Genomic DNA, 16,275 nt, shown 5'->3' with positions numbered 1-16,275 from the left:
CAAATGTTATGCATAATAATTTTTTAATAGCTTTATTCGTTTTTTTAATTTCTTTATCACAATATTCTTGCGTTTCTAATATTAAATCAAAAAGAATTATAGTTGCAAGTTCAGGTAAAATTGAATCCTTAGATCCTGCTAGGGCAAGTACTCTTAAATCACTACAATTATTAAGTTCGCTTGGTGATACTTTATATGAATTAAATTCTGAAGGAGAATTGATTCCTGAATTAGCAGCAGGAATGCCAATTTTTTCAAAGGATAAATTACAAATAATAATTAATCTTAAAAAAAATGTTCTTTTTCATGATGGAACTTTATTTAATTCAAATGCTATAAAGTTTTCTTTTGATAGATTTAAAAGAATCGGAACAATGAATTATATCTTAGGAAATAAAATAAAATCTATAGAAACTCCAAGTGAATACAGTGTAATCATTAATCTAAATAAACCATCAAGCTCTGTTAATGGTTTACTTACATCAATAAATTTGACACCTATTTCACCTACTTATTATAAAGATTATTCTGATAAATTTTTAAATGATAAATTTGTTGGTACGGGTAAATATATATTGAAGAGATTTTCAAATGAAATTCAAATAATTGATCCAAATTTAAATTATTGGAGTGATAAACCTAATAATGAAGGTATAAGTTTTATTGGATACTCTAACTCTTCTTCTCTTTTCGGAGCTCTAAAAAGTAAACAAATTGATGTTCTTTTATCAAATTCAATAGATGATATTCAAAGAAATAATTTAAATTTATTAAGCAATAACAAAGAAATTAAAGAAGGAATGAGTCCTGCTACAGAAATAAGTTTTATTAGTCTAAGAACAAATTCTTATCCCTTAAATAATCTTAATGTAAGGTTGGCTATAGCTAAAAGTCTTAATAGGGACTTCATTAGCGAAAAGGTTAGTTATGGATTAAGGCAACCTTCAAGATCACTTGTTCCACCAATTTATAAAAAAAATAAGAAAGAATTATGGCCAAAATATGATCCCTTAGAAGCAAAAGTGTTACTGCAAAAAGAAGGTTACTGTAACGGTAATGTTTTAGATTTCCCTCTTACTTATCGATCTAACGTACCTGCTGATAAACTTATTGCTCTTTCTTGGCAAGAACAAATAAAAAATATTTTGAATGAATGTATTAACATTAAACTCAACGGAGTAGAGTCCACAACTATTTATAAGAATCTATCTTTAGGAATATATACAGCGGTTATTCTTGATTGGACAGGTGCTTATTCTGATCCCGAGGCATATTTAACACCCCTTCTAAGTTGCAGTGAAATAGATGGTAAAAACTGTATAAAAGGAGAATCAGTTTACAGCGGAAGTTTTTGGGGATCGAATACAGTAGAAGATTTATTTCTTGATAGCGAAAATTTAAACGGTAAAGAAAGATTAGCGAAATTAATTGAAATAGAGAAAATAGCTTCAGAATCAATACCTTATATTCCAATATGGATTTCATCTCAAAAAGCTTGGTCGCAAAATGAAATTTCAAAACCTATTTTTAATGGTGCAGGAATTATTTCAATGAGTGATCTCAAATTCATTAATGAGTAGAGATCTTAATAAACTTTTAAATTATTCTTTATTAAAGATTTCTTTAATACCTTTGATGTTGTGGATTATATCTACATTAGTTTTTATTTTGTTGAGAGTTGCACCAGGAGACCCAGTTGACGCAATTTTAGGATCTGGAGCTAATGAAGCTTCAAGAGAAATTCTTAGATATAAATTAGGGTTAAATGAATCTCTTCTTATTCAATATCTTTCTTACATTAATAATATTTTGCACTTAAATTTTGGAGAATCTTTAAGTACTCAAGAACCGGTTCTTGATATTATTCTTAAATCATTACCAGCGAGTTTAGAACTGGGTATCTTTTCAATAATCTTTGCAATCTTTATAGGATTTCCGCTTGGTTTTTTTGGTTTAAAAAATAAAGGGAAAAAAGGAGATTACATATCCAGAGTAATAGGAATCTCTTCATATGCGATTCCACCTTTCTGGGGGGCAATTTTAGCTCAATTAATATTTTCTGTATATTTAAGAATTTTTCCAATTGGTGGGAGGTTCCCAATCACTTATAGCCAACCTAAAATTACAGGGTTTCTAGTTTTAGATAGTCTTCTAAATAATAATTTTATCTATTTAAGAGAAAGCTTATATCATCTTGCACTACCTTCAATAACTCTTGGGTTTCTTTTGAGCGGAATTTTTAGTAGATCTTTAAGAATAAATTTAGACAAGACACTTAAAAGTGATTATGTAAATGCAGCTTTATGCAGAGGAATTTCAAGAAGGAAAATTATCTTAAATCACTCTTTACCTAATGCACTTTTGCCTATTGTTACGATTTCTGGCTTAACAATAGCTTCTTTAGCAGGAGGAGCGCTTCTTTTTGAAGTTACTTTTTCATGGCCAGGGATAGCTTTAAGGTTACATGAAGCTATTTCCCAACGGGATTATACTGTTGTTCAAGGAATTGTAATTATCACCTCTTTACTAATAGTCTCATTAAATCTTTTTGTGGATATTTTAATTGCTATATTAGATCCTCGAATTGAATACTAATTTTTGATTATTGTTTTTAAAGTCTTTCTATCTAAAAGATGAAAATCAAGATTGCTTTCAGTTTGATTTTTTATAACTTTAATGCTTTCATTATTTTTTATATTTTCTAAAAACTCTAAGATAACTTTTAAAGATAAATTTTGAAAAGAGTAAGGATTAGATCCAATAAAAGATTTATTGATTTTAAAAATATCATTATTTTCGATATTTTCTGAATACTTATCATTGATTCTTATTGGTGAAAAATGACTTGATCCCTCAATAATCAAGAATCTATTTAAGGGATTATTAGTCGTAGATAAAAACACTTTGAATTGCTCACTTATTAAGGGAGTTATAAGATCATAAGTCCCTCCAATTAAAAGTACTGGAATCTCAATCCCAGAATTTTTTTCATTTGGCCAGATTAAGCTTCCAAATGAATTAAATCCTATGATTCCATTTGCTTTCTTTGAATTGATTATTTCGGGTAATGGAATTTCGTTTAGTTGACATTGAAGTAATTTTGATAAATTTGTTATTGCAAAATCTTTTAAAGCTAAATCACATCTCTTTTCAAATTCATCTTTAGGTAAATCACCTTCATACAAAAAAGCTATTAAAGCTCCTAATGAATGTCCCATTAAAATATATGAATCATTGGCTAATCCTAATTTCCCATTATTATGCGCTTTTATTACTGCATCTAAATCTTTGATACGGTATAAGAAAAAGTCAGCACTTGTTGGAATTGAATTAGTACCTTCGAGAACTTCCAAAAAAGCTTCTGAATTACTTCCTTCATGATCTATAAATAATACAGGCCAACCTCTCTTACTTAATTCAATACCAATCCATCTGAAATTATCAATATTTCCTCCAAGTCCTGGCATAAATATAATTAGATCTTTATTTGATTTAGTTTTCTTATTTTTCCATAATTCAATTTTTAAAGGCTCACCTCTATGAGGCGAATAAATTTTCTTATTAATTTTTATAAGATCTGAATCCTCTTTATATATTTTTTTCTTGGATAAAGAGTAATTGGTTTTTTCTAATGATTTTAATTTTAGGTTTAAACTTTGTTGTTTTGCTAATTCCTTTTTCCATGAAGAAATTATTAAAATTAAATTATCAATATCTAATGAAATTTCTTCTGAAGGTAAAGCCTTTAGGATGTCCAAAGTCGAAACTTCATTTTTGACTTCCAACAAACTTTCTATTGTATTAAAAACCTTAATACCATCTTTGTCATTGGGAACCAAAATAGTATTACTTAATTCAGAAAGAATCTTGTTACCTACCCAACTTCTTAATACTTGCCTGTTCAAACTTTCTTCTTTAAAAACTGGGAATTTTAAAAATCTTGATATCTCAAATACTTTTAAAAAACCATTTTGCTTAAACCAGTCTATTACTTCTGTAGAATCATCCTTATAATTCTCTAAGTTTAATAATTGATCTATAGTTAAAGGGATTGTCATCTCTTCGAACTTGATATTTATCTTTTCAGCCGCTATTACATCTTTTGCTGAACAAAAACTAAAGAAACTTAAAAAAAGTATAAAAATGAATTTCAATTGTGTTTATTCCGAATAAATTTATTACAAGTAAACTTTGGTGGAGTCAATTTCCCTTTCATTTAAGGTTAATTACTAAAATAAGATTTTTTGCTTCATTTGGAGCAGGAGGCGTGATTTATTTAACATCCCTTATTTTTAATAATATTGGATTGTCAGCAACAGAAATTGGTCTAGGTTTTACGATATCAGCAATCATAGGTACTTTAACAAGAATCGTTACTGGGAATTATCTAAATAAAACAGGCAAAATTCAAAATCCTTTAGTTATCTCTTCATTCATAAGTATCGCTGCAGGATTTTGTTTAATTATTTCAAAAGATATTTACTTTTACATCCTTGGTCAAGCTTTTATTGGGGCAGCCGCCGGGATATATTGGCCTACTGCAGAATTTGTAGTCCCATATTTTTGTCAACCTATTGATACAAGAAAAGCTTATGCCCTCGTTAGAACTTCTGAGGCTTTGGGGATATTTTTAGGAGTATTTATTGGTGGATTTATGAATAATTTTATTTATCTCAAATCGATTTTTTTTAATGATATATTTTGCATGCTTTCAATTATTTTTTTGATTTTAAGAAATAAAAAGTCTATAAAAAAAACTTTAGAGAAATCTCAAAAAAAGGCTTTAGATGAAGTTAAAATTTATCAAAAGAGATGGAATAAAAATACAACCATAATAGTTTTATCTGTGATATTAATAACTACATCTCTTGCTTTAATTCAGGTGACATTACCACTTGATCTTGTTAAGGGTGGAGTCATTAGAGATATCTTAAATGAACAAGTTATTAGTTTTATAATTTCTTTTCAGTTAATTTTATTATTAATTTTACAATGGCCAATTGGTTCATGGATATCAAAAAAAGGAAAATTATTTGGATTGAAATTTAGCTTAATCAACTTTTCTTTCGCCTCACTGTTGTTATTTATTTCTAGTTATTTAAATATTGCAGCTTTTTATTTCGTGTTTTTTGCAATCGTCTTAATAAGTTTAGGCACATCTTCCTTTCTACCAACATCTACAGATGTTGTTTTCAGTATTGCCCCTACAAATAAAAAAGGTTATGCACTAGCACTTTTATCACAATGTTTTGCAATGGGATATTTTTTTGGACCATTTATTTCTGGGAGAATACTAGATCTTTTTGGATATGCATCGATTATGTGGTTAGTAATTTCATTTATTTGTTTTTTAATGTTTGCGATGATATTTAAGAAATCATTTTAAAAGTTTTATATAAATAATATTTATTTTTTTTCTATTTCAATTATTCTTCTTTCTCTAAGAAATAAGAAAAAAGGGGCAGAGAAAGCAAATGCTATTAAAAAGGTTCCAATATAAACAACCCACATATTTTTTATATTCAATTTTTTAGATTCATTTACTATCCAAATAAAAACTGCAGTAGCACCAACTAACAAATCTCTTGAAATGGATTGAGCTGCTGGATTAGCATTTGCTAATGAAATAAAATTTTTAATGTCAAAACTATTTCCATATTCAATAGCAAAATCAAAATTTGCCATCATTGGAAGGATTGCTCCAAGGAATGATAGAAAAAGGTAAAGATAAGATAGTTTTTGTTTATTATCTTTTAGTATGTTTAGTGAATTCATATGCAAATGATATATACCCTAATAATAGTATTAATAAACTTATGATTGAAGAAGAAAATTATAATTTTCAGGATTATAAATTTATAAAAGGAAACCTAAAGTTTGCTGTTATTGGACATATCGAGTGGATAAATTTTATTGAAGTAGATCAATTACCTCAACCAGGTTTAATCTCTCATTCTAAAAAATCTTTAGAATATCCTGCCGGGGGAGGATCAGTAATAGCTAAAAGACTAAGGGAATTAACGAACAGTGAAGTCCATTTCTTTACAGCTTTAGGGAATGATTTTTATGGTAAGCAATGTTTAAATATTCTTGAAAATATGGGTATTAAATTACATGTAGGATGGCGAGATAAACCAACAAGAAAAGGTTTCAGTGTAATTGATTCTGATGGCGAAAGATCTATCACTATTATTGGAGATAGATTGTCTCCTAATCATATTGATGATTTAGATTGGGCTATCCTTGATGAGATGGATGGAGTTTTTATTACGGCAGGCGATAAAGAATTATTTAAAAAATCGAGGGTAGCTAAAATATTATGTACGACGCCCAGAGTAGGGTTAAATATAATTAACGAATCCGAGATATTTTTAGATGGATTAATTGGAAGTAATCTTGATCCTGGAGAAGTTTTTTCTTTAGATGAATTAAAATTAAACCCAAAATATGTTATCAAAACAGAAGGTGAGAATGGCGGGATAGTATTCCCAGGAGGTAGATATAAAGCTATTAAAACTAAAAAAAATAAGGTTGACTCATATGGATGCGGCGATTCTTTCGCGGCAGGAATTCTTTATGGACTTTCCTCAGATTGGAATATAGAAGAAAGTTTAAATCTTGCTAAAATAATGGGTAGAAATTGCAGTGAACATTTTGGACCATATAAAAAATGTTATCAATTATAGTTAGGTGAATTTTTGATGAATAATTTGTTAAATAAAAAAAGAAGTTATCTTGTTGATTCAATTATGATTTTCTTCTTATTAATCTCTTTTTTGGTTTTTGAATCTCTAAAAACTTTATCTGGAATTTTTACCTATGGGATTTTTAAAAAGGAAATATTAACCACTAAAAGCAATTTAGGATTTGATTTCAAAATTAAAATTAGATGAATATATATTTAATTGGCTTTGCTTGTGCTTTAGTTCTAATTTTACTAATTCAAAAAATTATAAATATAAAAAAAAATAAGAATAATAAGTTATCTAAATTTAAAAAGAAACTCCTTAGTAAAGAGTCAAATATTGAAAAAATTTTTTCACGAGATGATGAAAAAACATTTTCAGATCCGGATATTAATATCAATATAGGAATTTATGATAATGAAGATATTACAAATAGAAAATCTAATATTCATAGAGCAAGACTCTCAAAATTTAAGAAGTCAAAATTAAATGGAGAAACAATATTTATAGATCCAGATCAAAAGATCTATAAATATATTAATGGGAAGAAAAAATTTATCTAATATTAAACTACTTAATTACATTCAAGACTATCTCTAGTAGAAACCCCTGTAGTTGGATTAACTCCTTCAGCAATTTTGCAGAGATTTCTCTGGTCTTCACTATCCAGAATCGCGTAAGAAAAATCTGCTCCCTCTATTTGAGCACCAGCAAAGCTACTACCAGAAGCTATCATGTTTATCAAAATGGAATTCCTTAAATCTGTTTTTTGAAAATTCACTCTATCTGCGAGAGTATCAGTTAAATCTATTCCATTAAGATTAGAACCTTTTAAGTCAGATAAAGTTAATGTTGTTCCATGAAGATCGACTTCGCTAAAGTCAGCATCTCTTGCTACTGCTCCTGCTATTGAGGATAAATGAAGATCCTCTCCATGAAAATCAAAACCAGTAATATTAGATCTTACGTAACTAGGAACCTCATCTCCCTCTCCTTTGGTCGCCACATTTGCACCTGCAAAAACAGGAGAGGTAAAAATCAGAAAAGAAAAAGTCAGACATAAAAAGTATTTTAAAAAGCTAAATCGATTCATGTTGAGATTTTACAGTTTCTTTATCTTATCTTAATGAGATAATGATTTAAATTGTTTTTAAAATTTGAATAAAGTTTTTAAAGTTATTTAACACTATAAATTTTAAATTTAGGTTGTAAATTTGTTATACAATCGTGAAGTTTTTTATTATCTTTGCTATTGGTAACTTTGAATTCAGATTCAACACTTCCCCCCTTATCTCTTATAGCTTGATTTAAAACAACAGAACCATTTTCATCAGAAACAGATCTATGAAAAGTTCCTCTAGGGATTTTTAAGATTAATCCACATGATTCTAATCTTACTTTGTAGAAAGGGTACTCCCAGCCTAAGTTTACGAGATAAAAAGTTCTTCCTCCTGAAATAGCTAAAAGGTTATCCTCTTGTTTGTGATGAATATAAAACTGCCAATTGCCTAATTCTTTATCATTAGGTGGACTCACAGCTGGCCCATTATGAATTACTAAGTCTCTAAAATTTGAGTTATTAATACTAATATCGAAAAATCTGACATCTTCCGTATCACGAAATTTTTCGTAACTTTTCAATTCAAACATTTCAGATTTGTTTGGGTTGGCAAGTTCGATTTTTAAAGTTGAGTTCAATTTATTTGAAATATTAATTAAATGAAAACAGATAAATTTTGAAGATAACGTATCATTTAACACAAATTAAGGAACACCTCTATTAAATCAATAATTAAGATTATTTTTTAAATATCCTTCAAAATAATTGTAAAGACTAAAAGCCTTAATTAATAACAGATTTCTAAAGGCTTTATTTCCCATGTCAAATTATTCTTAAGGTTTGTTTTGCCTCTAAAGTTTCCAGTAATCACTGCTGTTAGGTTCGATTTTGAAGAAGATACTAATGTTAAATACCTTTCGTCTATTAATCCTTTACCGCTTGGATCAAACCCTCTCCATCCTGCTCCTGGGATATATAATTCAGCCCATGCATGTAATTCAAATTCTTTTGGTAAAGGATCTTCAAAATGATAACCACTAACAAATCTGCTTGGAATTCCGACTGACCTGCATGACTCAACCATTAACATTGCTAAGTCTCTGCATGACCCAACCCTTTCTCTAAGAGTCCTGCTTGCTGGCCATGCTGGGCCAGTATGCCTTTTCGTATACTTAACTCGATCCTGAATAATTTCTATAAGTTGAAATGTGAAAGATAAGGCATTATTGCTACTTCCTGCTAATGACTCTTGCGCTAATTCAATAGCAGAAGGATCATGCTGCCCATTTGGCATCCATCCTTCCAAAGCTCCCTGAAGATCTCTATTAATGATACTTCTACAAAAGGGTAATGTAAGGTCCCTTTCTTTTACACCATCAAGAATGCAAGGATGTTTAAGTGTCTCAACCTCGCTTATTGCTTTAATAGATAATGAATCGGTATATCCCTCAAAGGTAATTCTATTAATCTCTTCACCACTGGCGGCAAGTAAAGGATAAAGAATTTTAGGATTTGGAGAAATATTTAAATTAAAGTTGATTAGCCTTTGAAATCCATGAGATCTGGGCTTGATACATAATCGATGTTCCCCCAATTGAACTGATTCTTCATAGGAATATTCAAGGTTATGGATATATTTAATTTTCATTGATCAAATTCTTTATTTATAAAATATTTATCTTCTATGAGATTATGCAGTTTGTTTAAATCAATTTGTAGGGAATCAATAGCCTCATGCAGTCCGTCATTAATTATATCTTCAATTCTGATATAACTCCACTTTGCTTTAAGTAAACCCCTCATGCACTCAAGTTTTGAGGGATTATCTGAACTTGGAGAGGTATCAATCATTTTTAGGGTATTACTTATACCATCCAAACAGTATCTAACAGATCTTGGGAAATTATTATCTAGTAAGAGAAATCGTGCTACTGAATTTGGCTGGATAGAATTTTGTTCTGCTTTCCTGAACATTTGATAAGCACCTGCCGAACGAAGAAGAGCAATCCACTGCAACTCATCCAAGACTCCACCAAGCTCATCTAGGCTTGGAAGTAATAAGTAATATTTTACATCTAGGATTCTCGATGTCTTATCAGCTCTTTCTATTAATCTACCTAAAATACTAAATTGACATGCAAGATCTTTGCTAAGAGTGGCGTCTGTAATGCCATAAAACAACTGACATCCTCTTCTTATTTCGCTTAATTGCTCCTGCCTTGGAAGGTCCCATATAGATTCCCCTTCTTGTAGATTCCAATATAAAATATTTATTTGTTCCCACATTTCAGATGTCATTACATCCCTTATTTGCCTAGCGTTTTCTCTAGCCAATTGGATACAGGAGATTATGCTGTTGGGATTTATTCGATCCCTTATTAAAAAATTAATAACATCATCCTGTTTTTTTTCAGGAAATCTAGAATCAAATGTTTCTCTATCACTTGAAGCATCAATTAAAGGCAGCCATGGTTCAGCACTGCCTGGTGGACAATCTAAAGACATTGCTTCACTAACCTCCACGAAACGAGATATATTTTCCGCACGTTCTAAATAACGATTAATCCAATAAAGAGATTCAGCTACTCGACTTAAAAGCATTCTAATTTCCTACAACCCATGTATCTTTGCAACCCCCTCCTTGAGAAGAATTGACTACTAATGAACCTTTTTTTAAAGCAACTCTAGTAAGACCTCCTGGACTTACCCATGAATCCTTTCCTCTTAAAATGTAAGGTCTTAAATCAACGTGACAAGGATAAAGTTCACCATCGCATAACGATGGAACCGTAGAAAGTTCTAGAGTAGGTTGAGCTATAAAATTTCTGGGATTACTTTTAATTTTATCCGAGAATTCATTTATCTCAGTTGAAGTTGATTGAGGACCAATTAACATTCCATAACCACCAGCTTCAGAGACTGATTTGACAACAAGTTTTGGAAGGTTCTTTAAGACATATTCTCTATCCTTTTCGTAATAACAAATATAGGTTTCAACATTTTTTATTATTGGTTCTTCATCAAGAAAATATTTGATCATTTTAGGAACAAATGAATAAATCATTTTGTCATCTGCTATTCCTGTCCCGGGAACATTCGCAACAGCAACATGACCCGCCTTCATGACATCTAGTAAACCACTAACACCTAAATATGAATCTTTTCTAAAATGTACAGGATCTAAAAAATCATCATCAATCCTTCTATAAATTACATCTACTCTTTTTAATCCAGAAGTAGTCTTTAAGTAAACATATTCATCGTTACAAATTAAATCATGACCTTGAACTAATTGAATACCCATTTCTTGGGCTAAGTAACTATGTTCAAAATATGCACTATTAAAAATCCCAGGTGTTAATAAAACTATTTTTGGTGTATCAGTCCAAACAGCTAGTTCTTGGAGAGTCTTTAATAAAAATGATGGGTATTCATCAATAGGTTTAACTATCCTGCCTGAGAAAAGATTAGGGAAGATATTCTTCATCACTAATCTATTCTCCAAAAAATAAGCCACACCAGAAGGACATCTTAAGTTGTCTTCTAAAACATGCCAAGTACCTTTACCATCTCTTATTAAATCAAGTCCTGATATTTGACACCATTTGTTTAATGGAGGCTTAAAACCCAACATTTGAGGCCTCCATCCATCTGAGCTCTCAATTAATTCTCTTGGAATTATTCCATCATTAATTATATTTTGAGAATTATATATATCATCTAAGAAAAGATCTATTGCCTCAAGTCTCTGCTTTAATCCTTCTTCTAAGGTTATCCAGTCATGCTTACTTATTATTCTCGGTAAAGGGTCAAAAGGTAATATTCTTTCTGTACCTTTTAAGCCTGTGTCGTTTAGCCTAAAAGTTGCTCCATGTCTTAGTAATAACTTTTTGGCCGCCGAATGATTTCTGTTTAGTTCTTCTAAACCCATATTATCTAGGGAAGATAATAAGGGGGTTAAAATTTCTCTAGCAGAATTTAAATTATCTTTAAAGTATTCATCAAAATTATTTTTAGGACGATAATTTGAAAACATATATCTCTTCATTTATTAACTTTTTACTTTAGCTTGGGACGATATTTAGTATTTAAAACTACAAAAAGAAATATCCATAAACTAAATCTATTTCAATATTTTATGCATTGAACTATATTTCTTAAAAATATAAAAAACATGAATTCTGGCAATTGGCAATTTGTTTTTTTTAGATATTTTGCGAGTTTACTTTTTATTCTCTCTCATAGTTTGCTTGTTTTAGATCATCTACCTACTGGAGCTGCACTTCATGGTTTGGGAGAAGTTTTTATAGCGCCTTGGGCTTTTAGGGAAAGGGCCTGGGATTTAGTTGTTATTGCAATTTTATTTTTCTTTTTTGATATTTGGGGATTGATTAACACTCCTTGGAATTAGTTGATAATATCAATCCAGGCTTGGTAAATAATTTACTAAAAATGAAATCCAAAATAAAACAAACTTTTAAATTAATCTTGTTTATCTTTTTAACAAATACTCACTTTTTACAAGCTCACAATTTATTTAATGGAGGATGTAAAAATCATTGTAAAGAATCTGTTAAACCATTAATTATGAATAAAGAGTTAAATAATTCTAGTTATAAAAATCAAATTGAAGATGATGATTCTTGTTTAATTAAATCACTTTGTAGAGGTTGATAAAATCTTGTTTTTGAATTTTTCTCGATAAAATTTGTAATTGCATTGTAGTTTCTACTAGGAGGATTTATTTGGTTTTTAATTAAAATAATAAACGTGTAAATCAATGGAAGTACTAGCGATAAGGAGGCAATAATAGCAATTATTTGATTAATTTTAATCAATGGCTTTTTTACTAGAGGGTCACCACATAACCCACATATTAATTCTCCAGATGTTGATTTTTTTTGAAATTGATATTTGGGATTACAGTATGGACAATAGTAATTATTCATGGATTAAAACAAAATTATTTTTCTTATTATTAAAGATATAAAAAATTTATTTTGTAATAAGACTTTTAGCCAAAGTAAGCTTTTTGAAGTAAAAGATTTATACCAATGGTTCAATTTAGTCCCCTTCTCTATGAATAAAAATGGTGTGATCTCTGATCATCTACATCTGCTATAAGATCTTGTTTCTTTAATTTTTTAAGAACATTTTTGTATTCGATTTCATTAACAGCTCTAGCTAATAAATCAGAAAAAAATCTAAGTTTTTTTGACATTATTTTATATCTATCCAAATAAAGTTTCTTATTACAATAGATAGCTAAAAAAATATAATAATGCCAAAGTTTGTTTTTTTAGCCCAAATAAAAAAGAGAGCTTTTAAAAGCTCTCCTTTTATTTTCTTACTTATTTTATCTATCAAAATTAACAACTAGCCTAAATCATTGATCCTTGTTGTTAATTATTTTTCAGCTAAAAATAACCTTAATAAACTAATAGTTTTTAACTGGGGCAAAGACTCTAGAATTGAACTTTTTCTTGTAGGGCACCTAAACGATGCGAAAGAAGTAAGTTCAGACATTAATAAAAAATAATTGGAGCAGTTAATTAAATTAGTTCGGAATTATTCCGAAATTGCAGGCAGGCTATCGATCATTTTGAAAGACCTCCTAAAACTCAACAATCACAAATTAATTAAAAACTTTTAAAAAAACAATCCGTTTTTATACGCATTGATTTTTAATCCAAAATGTCCCATAGTAATAATCAATTTGTTTATTTTAAGCTTTAAATTTTATATATTTCTTGTTTATTTTTTTAGTAAGTTTTGCTTATTTCTTTTCTTATCTCTCTCGTTTATGTTAACCCTAAATGAATTGAGGAAATCTATTTATGACTAATTCAAAAATTCAAAATAATCACAATAATGATATTAATAATAATAAAAATAATCCCGTAGATGAATATTTACAATGTCTTTCATATTGCGATATTCATCCAAAAGGTATTGATAATGATTGCGAAGTGATTTGTATTGAGAGACATTTGAAAACTAATTATTGGTAAATCTATAAGCTAGAAATTACTTGAATCCTTTTGAAGAGGAACTTGTTCGGACTTTAAAATTCCAAACGGTTACAACACCCTTCGCATTAACTGCAGCTAAAGCGCAGTCATCGGGTCTCCAAGCAATATCTCCAACTAAATCTCCAGCAAAAGCAGCTCCTACAGGATCCCCATTTCCGTCGTTTTTAAGAAAACTAGCTACTACTGAACCATCTCTTGAACCTGAAGCGACTAGTAAACCTTTGTTAGAAAAAGCTAGGCTAGAAATTGGTTCAGTATGATGACATAATTCTCCTGGCATCGTTCCTTCAGGGCCATTTCCTGAAAAACTCCATACTGTAATTCTTTCGCTACCACTAGTTGCTAATAGCATGCCACTATCATCAAAAGAAAGGTGAGAAGGCTTTCCAGGATAACCTGTCATTTCAGCATCAAGTCCAGTTGATCTACGCCAGAAATGTACCGAATTATCTTGACTCCCACAGGCGACAATATCTCCATCAGGGCTTAACTGCATCGAAACTAGTGAACCTTGCCATTCAAGTTTCTGATTAGTCTTTTTGTTTGCTATATCAAAGAAAGTTACGCGTCCGTAGCATGCAGTTGCTAACTCATTCTTATTCGACCACGATATGGCACTTACTGTACTCGGATGTTCTTCTGAACCCCATTGTTCATTACCATCTTGATTAAATACATATACTTTTTTGGAAAAAGCTACGGCTAAATATAAACCTCCATTTGACCAACTTAAATGTTCAACCCAACCTTTACCAAGTTTAATGGCTTTAATTTCCTCCCCATTATTGCAATTTAATATTCGAACTATTCCGTCTTGCCCTGAAGTTGCAAAAATCTCTCCATTCGGATGGATAGACATTGCAAGAAGACCTCCGGAATGGGCTTCATCTTGTTTCCAAATAAGCTTTCCTGTATCTCCGTCGAACCCATAAAGCCCTCCAACTACGTCTCCAACGATAAAGAGTTTCCCTTTTAAAGCCCAACCACAAACTATTGCATAATCATCAACTTCAGCAGACCAACCTTCATGAAACATGCCTCTAGGGCTAAAAGGTTCTATATCAGGCACTTATCAAATCCCTCTTGCATTTCTTTTTCATTTAGATTTCTTCCAATAAACACGAGTTGATTTCTCCGTGGTTCATTTCCCCATTCTTTATCTGGTTGGGCAGTAAATAACATATGAACTCCTTGAAATACTATTCGGCGTGGGTTGCCAGAATAACTAATAAACCCTTTTGTTCTGAATATATCAACTCCTTTCTCGGAAAGAAGTCTTCCCATCCAAGTATTCAACTTTTCAGGATCTACATCTCCAAAACGCTCTATTGCAATTGATCCAACTTCATCATCATGTTCATGTTCTGCGACCCAGTTTCTTTCAGTTTTAAAAGGAATTTCCTTAACATTATCTTGGGAGTCTATTTTTAGCACTTTCATATTGAATTCTTCAGCAGTATGTTGTGTGAACAATCCAATTTTTGACGCTTTTTCAATATCCAAAATAAAAGATTTAGATCCTTTGTTTTGCAATTTAAGACTTACATGCTCATCATATGGAATAGTATTTCCAGATTCTAAGTTTTTAGCTTTTTCTGCATAAAGTCTTACAGAGGCTTCTGCACTCTCTTTTAATTCTTCTTCACTAAATCCTTGATTAGCAAAAGCTACTAAGGACATTTCAGGATCAGGCCCTTCTTCAAGTTTTAATTCATATTTTCCAGGCTCAAGCTCATAAACTCCTGACCATTCAAAAGGATATTCAGGTTCTAAGAAAGTTGGTCTACGCTTTAAAATTTGGTCAAGATCGAAAGCACTTAAATTTAAAACTGTCTCAATAGGAACATCTGCTTTCTCTGCTCGAATAATACGAGTCATTCGATTCATATCTCTTAATCTTGATTCAAGGTTGTCAAGAGCATCATTTGAGACTAAATCCGTTTTATTAAGGACTAAGACATCTGCAAATGCCACTTGTTCAGAACTCTCATCACTACGCCCAAGTTGTTGATCAATATGAGCTGCATCAACTAATGTAACTATTCCATCAAGTGTGAATTCAGAACTAATTTCTTCATCCATAAAAAATGTTTGAGCAACAGGACCAGGGTCAGCTAACCCAGTTGTTTCAACTAAAACGTAGTCAAATTTATCCCTTCTTTTCATTAAATTACCAAGGACTCTAATAAGATCTCCGCGAACAGTACAACAAATGCAACCATTAGACATTTCAAATACTTCTTCATCAGCATTTATTACAAGACCTTGATCTATCCCAACTTCACCGTATTCATTCTCAATAACAGCGATTCTCTTACCATGCTCTTCACTTAATATTCTATTAAGAAGAGTTGTTTTACCTGAGCCTAAGAATCCAGTAAGGATTGTAACAGGAACTTTTTCGTTGATACTCATCTATTAATTGATCTAATTAAAATAATGCCTAGCAATCAATATACTAGACATTATTAGATAATGAAAACCGTTATCTATAGAA

The 16,275-nt window shown here is 30.5% G+C and carries 18 protein-coding genes; 7 read left to right on the top strand and 11 right to left on the bottom strand.

Translation table 11 applies throughout. The annotated features are described in order from the left end of the window. Positions 1–8: 8 nt before the first annotated feature. Together TX50_RS05640 and TX50_RS05635 are read left to right on the top strand one after the other, a co-directional pair. A complete protein-coding gene (locus TX50_RS05640) occupies positions 9–1,580 on the top strand; it encodes an ABC transporter substrate-binding protein (RefSeq protein WP_011132682.1) in 1,572 nt (523 codons plus the stop codon). Continuing rightward, the gene (locus TX50_RS05635; protein WP_011132681.1) at positions 1,573–2,595 is read left to right on the top strand and encodes an ABC transporter permease; all 1,023 of its coding nucleotides are present in this window, start codon (positions 1,573–1,575) and stop codon (positions 2,593–2,595) included. The genes TX50_RS05640 and TX50_RS05635 overlap by 8 nt, the downstream gene beginning before the upstream one ends. Here the strand turns inward: TX50_RS05635 and TX50_RS05630 are convergent. Then, entirely contained in the window at positions 2,592–4,154 is a 1,563-nt protein-coding gene (locus TX50_RS05630) for an alpha/beta hydrolase family protein (protein ID WP_011132680.1), read from the bottom strand. The two genes, TX50_RS05635 and TX50_RS05630, sit on opposite strands and share 4 nt — an antisense overlap. Positions 4,155–4,156: 2 nt before the next feature. Between TX50_RS05630 and TX50_RS05625 the strand changes: the two genes are divergently transcribed. Next, the gene (locus TX50_RS05625; RefSeq protein ID WP_011132679.1) at positions 4,157–5,386 is read left to right on the top strand and encodes an MFS transporter; all 1,230 of its coding nucleotides are present in this window, start codon (positions 4,157–4,159) and stop codon (positions 5,384–5,386) included. 20 nt (positions 5,387–5,406) lie between these two features. Here the strand turns inward: TX50_RS05625 and TX50_RS05620 are convergent, their stop codons facing one another. Continuing rightward, positions 5,407–5,775: a DUF2834 domain-containing protein gene (locus TX50_RS05620; protein ID WP_036930268.1), complete on the bottom strand. Its 369-nt coding sequence runs from the start codon at positions 5,773–5,775 to the stop codon at positions 5,407–5,409. Positions 5,776–5,816: 41 nt separating this feature from the next. Between TX50_RS05620 and TX50_RS05615 the strand changes: the two genes are divergently transcribed. Further along, complete coding sequence (locus TX50_RS05615) at positions 5,817–6,686, top strand: carbohydrate kinase family protein (RefSeq protein WP_036930325.1); 870 nt, start codon at positions 5,817–5,819, stop codon at positions 6,684–6,686. A gap of 203 nt (positions 6,687–6,889) precedes the next feature. After that, on the top strand, positions 6,890–7,249 hold the full coding sequence (locus TX50_RS05605) for a hypothetical protein (protein ID WP_011132676.1): 360 nt from the start codon (positions 6,890–6,892) through the stop codon (positions 7,247–7,249). Positions 7,250–7,260: 11 nt separating this feature from the next. Here TX50_RS05605 and TX50_RS05600 read toward each other — a convergent pair whose 3' ends face one another. The 5 genes from TX50_RS05600 to TX50_RS05580 all read right to left on the bottom strand — a co-directional run bounded on the left by TX50_RS05600 (position 7,261) and on the right by TX50_RS05580 (position 11,794). Continuing rightward, positions 7,261–7,779 carry a pentapeptide repeat-containing protein gene (locus TX50_RS05600; RefSeq protein WP_011132675.1) on the bottom strand — a complete coding sequence of 173 codons (519 nt, stop codon included), beginning with the start codon at positions 7,777–7,779 and terminating at the stop codon, positions 7,261–7,263. An 83-nt stretch (positions 7,780–7,862) separates the two neighbouring features. Then, a complete protein-coding gene (locus tag TX50_RS05595) occupies positions 7,863–8,336 on the bottom strand; it encodes a hypothetical protein (RefSeq protein WP_036930329.1) in 474 nt (157 codons plus the stop codon). A gap of 197 nt (positions 8,337–8,533) precedes the next feature. After that, complete coding sequence (locus TX50_RS05590; RefSeq protein ID WP_011132673.1) at positions 8,534–9,394, bottom strand: transglutaminase family protein; 861 nt, start codon at positions 9,392–9,394, stop codon at positions 8,534–8,536. After that, complete coding sequence (locus tag TX50_RS05585) at positions 9,391–10,347, bottom strand: alpha-E domain-containing protein (RefSeq protein WP_011132672.1); 957 nt, start codon at positions 10,345–10,347, stop codon at positions 9,391–9,393. The genes TX50_RS05590 and TX50_RS05585 overlap by 4 nt, the downstream gene beginning before the upstream one ends. A gap of 1 nt (position 10,348) precedes the next feature. Beyond that, positions 10,349–11,794 (bottom strand): circularly permuted type 2 ATP-grasp protein, encoded by a 1,446-nt coding sequence (locus TX50_RS05580; protein WP_011132671.1) that lies wholly within the window; start codon positions 11,792–11,794, stop codon positions 10,349–10,351. A gap of 126 nt (positions 11,795–11,920) precedes the next feature. Here TX50_RS05580 and TX50_RS05575 point away from each other — a divergent pair, with 126 nt between their 5' ends. Beyond that, the gene (locus TX50_RS05575; RefSeq protein ID WP_011132670.1) at positions 11,921–12,157 is read left to right on the top strand and encodes a hypothetical protein; all 237 of its coding nucleotides are present in this window, start codon (positions 11,921–11,923) and stop codon (positions 12,155–12,157) included. A 211-nt stretch (positions 12,158–12,368) separates the two neighbouring features. Here TX50_RS05575 and TX50_RS05565 read toward each other — a convergent pair whose 3' ends face one another. Together TX50_RS05565 and TX50_RS09475 are read right to left on the bottom strand one after the other, a co-directional pair. Further along, positions 12,369–12,695: a hypothetical protein gene (locus TX50_RS05565; protein ID WP_011132668.1), complete on the bottom strand. Its 327-nt coding sequence runs from the start codon at positions 12,693–12,695 to the stop codon at positions 12,369–12,371. Between the two features lie 128 nt (positions 12,696–12,823). Continuing rightward, positions 12,824–12,967: a hypothetical protein gene (locus TX50_RS09475; protein WP_157859392.1), complete on the bottom strand. Its 144-nt coding sequence runs from the start codon at positions 12,965–12,967 to the stop codon at positions 12,824–12,826. A gap of 616 nt (positions 12,968–13,583) precedes the next feature. Between TX50_RS09475 and TX50_RS09750 the strand changes: the two genes are divergently transcribed. After that, a complete protein-coding gene (locus tag TX50_RS09750; RefSeq protein WP_173028022.1) occupies positions 13,584–13,757 on the top strand; it encodes a hypothetical protein in 174 nt (57 codons plus the stop codon). A 16-nt stretch (positions 13,758–13,773) separates the two neighbouring features. Here TX50_RS09750 and TX50_RS05560 read toward each other — a convergent pair whose 3' ends face one another. Further along, positions 13,774–14,847: a WD40 repeat domain-containing protein gene (locus TX50_RS05560; RefSeq protein WP_011132667.1), complete on the bottom strand. Its 1,074-nt coding sequence runs from the start codon at positions 14,845–14,847 to the stop codon at positions 13,774–13,776. After that, positions 14,835–16,193 carry a CobW family GTP-binding protein gene (locus tag TX50_RS05555; RefSeq protein WP_011132666.1) on the bottom strand — a complete coding sequence of 453 codons (1,359 nt, stop codon included), beginning with the start codon at positions 16,191–16,193 and terminating at the stop codon, positions 14,835–14,837. Before TX50_RS05555 ends, TX50_RS05560 begins: the two co-directional genes overlap by 13 nt. Positions 16,194–16,275: the final 82 nt, after the last annotated feature.

The organism is Prochlorococcus marinus subsp. pastoris str. CCMP1986, assembly GCF_000011465.1.
Taxonomy (GTDB): Bacteria; Cyanobacteriota; Cyanobacteriia; order PCC-6307; family Cyanobiaceae; genus Prochlorococcus_A; species Prochlorococcus_A pastoris.
The sequence above is the reverse complement of the archived record's forward strand: the minus strand, read 5'-3'. Positions and strand labels throughout refer to the sequence as shown.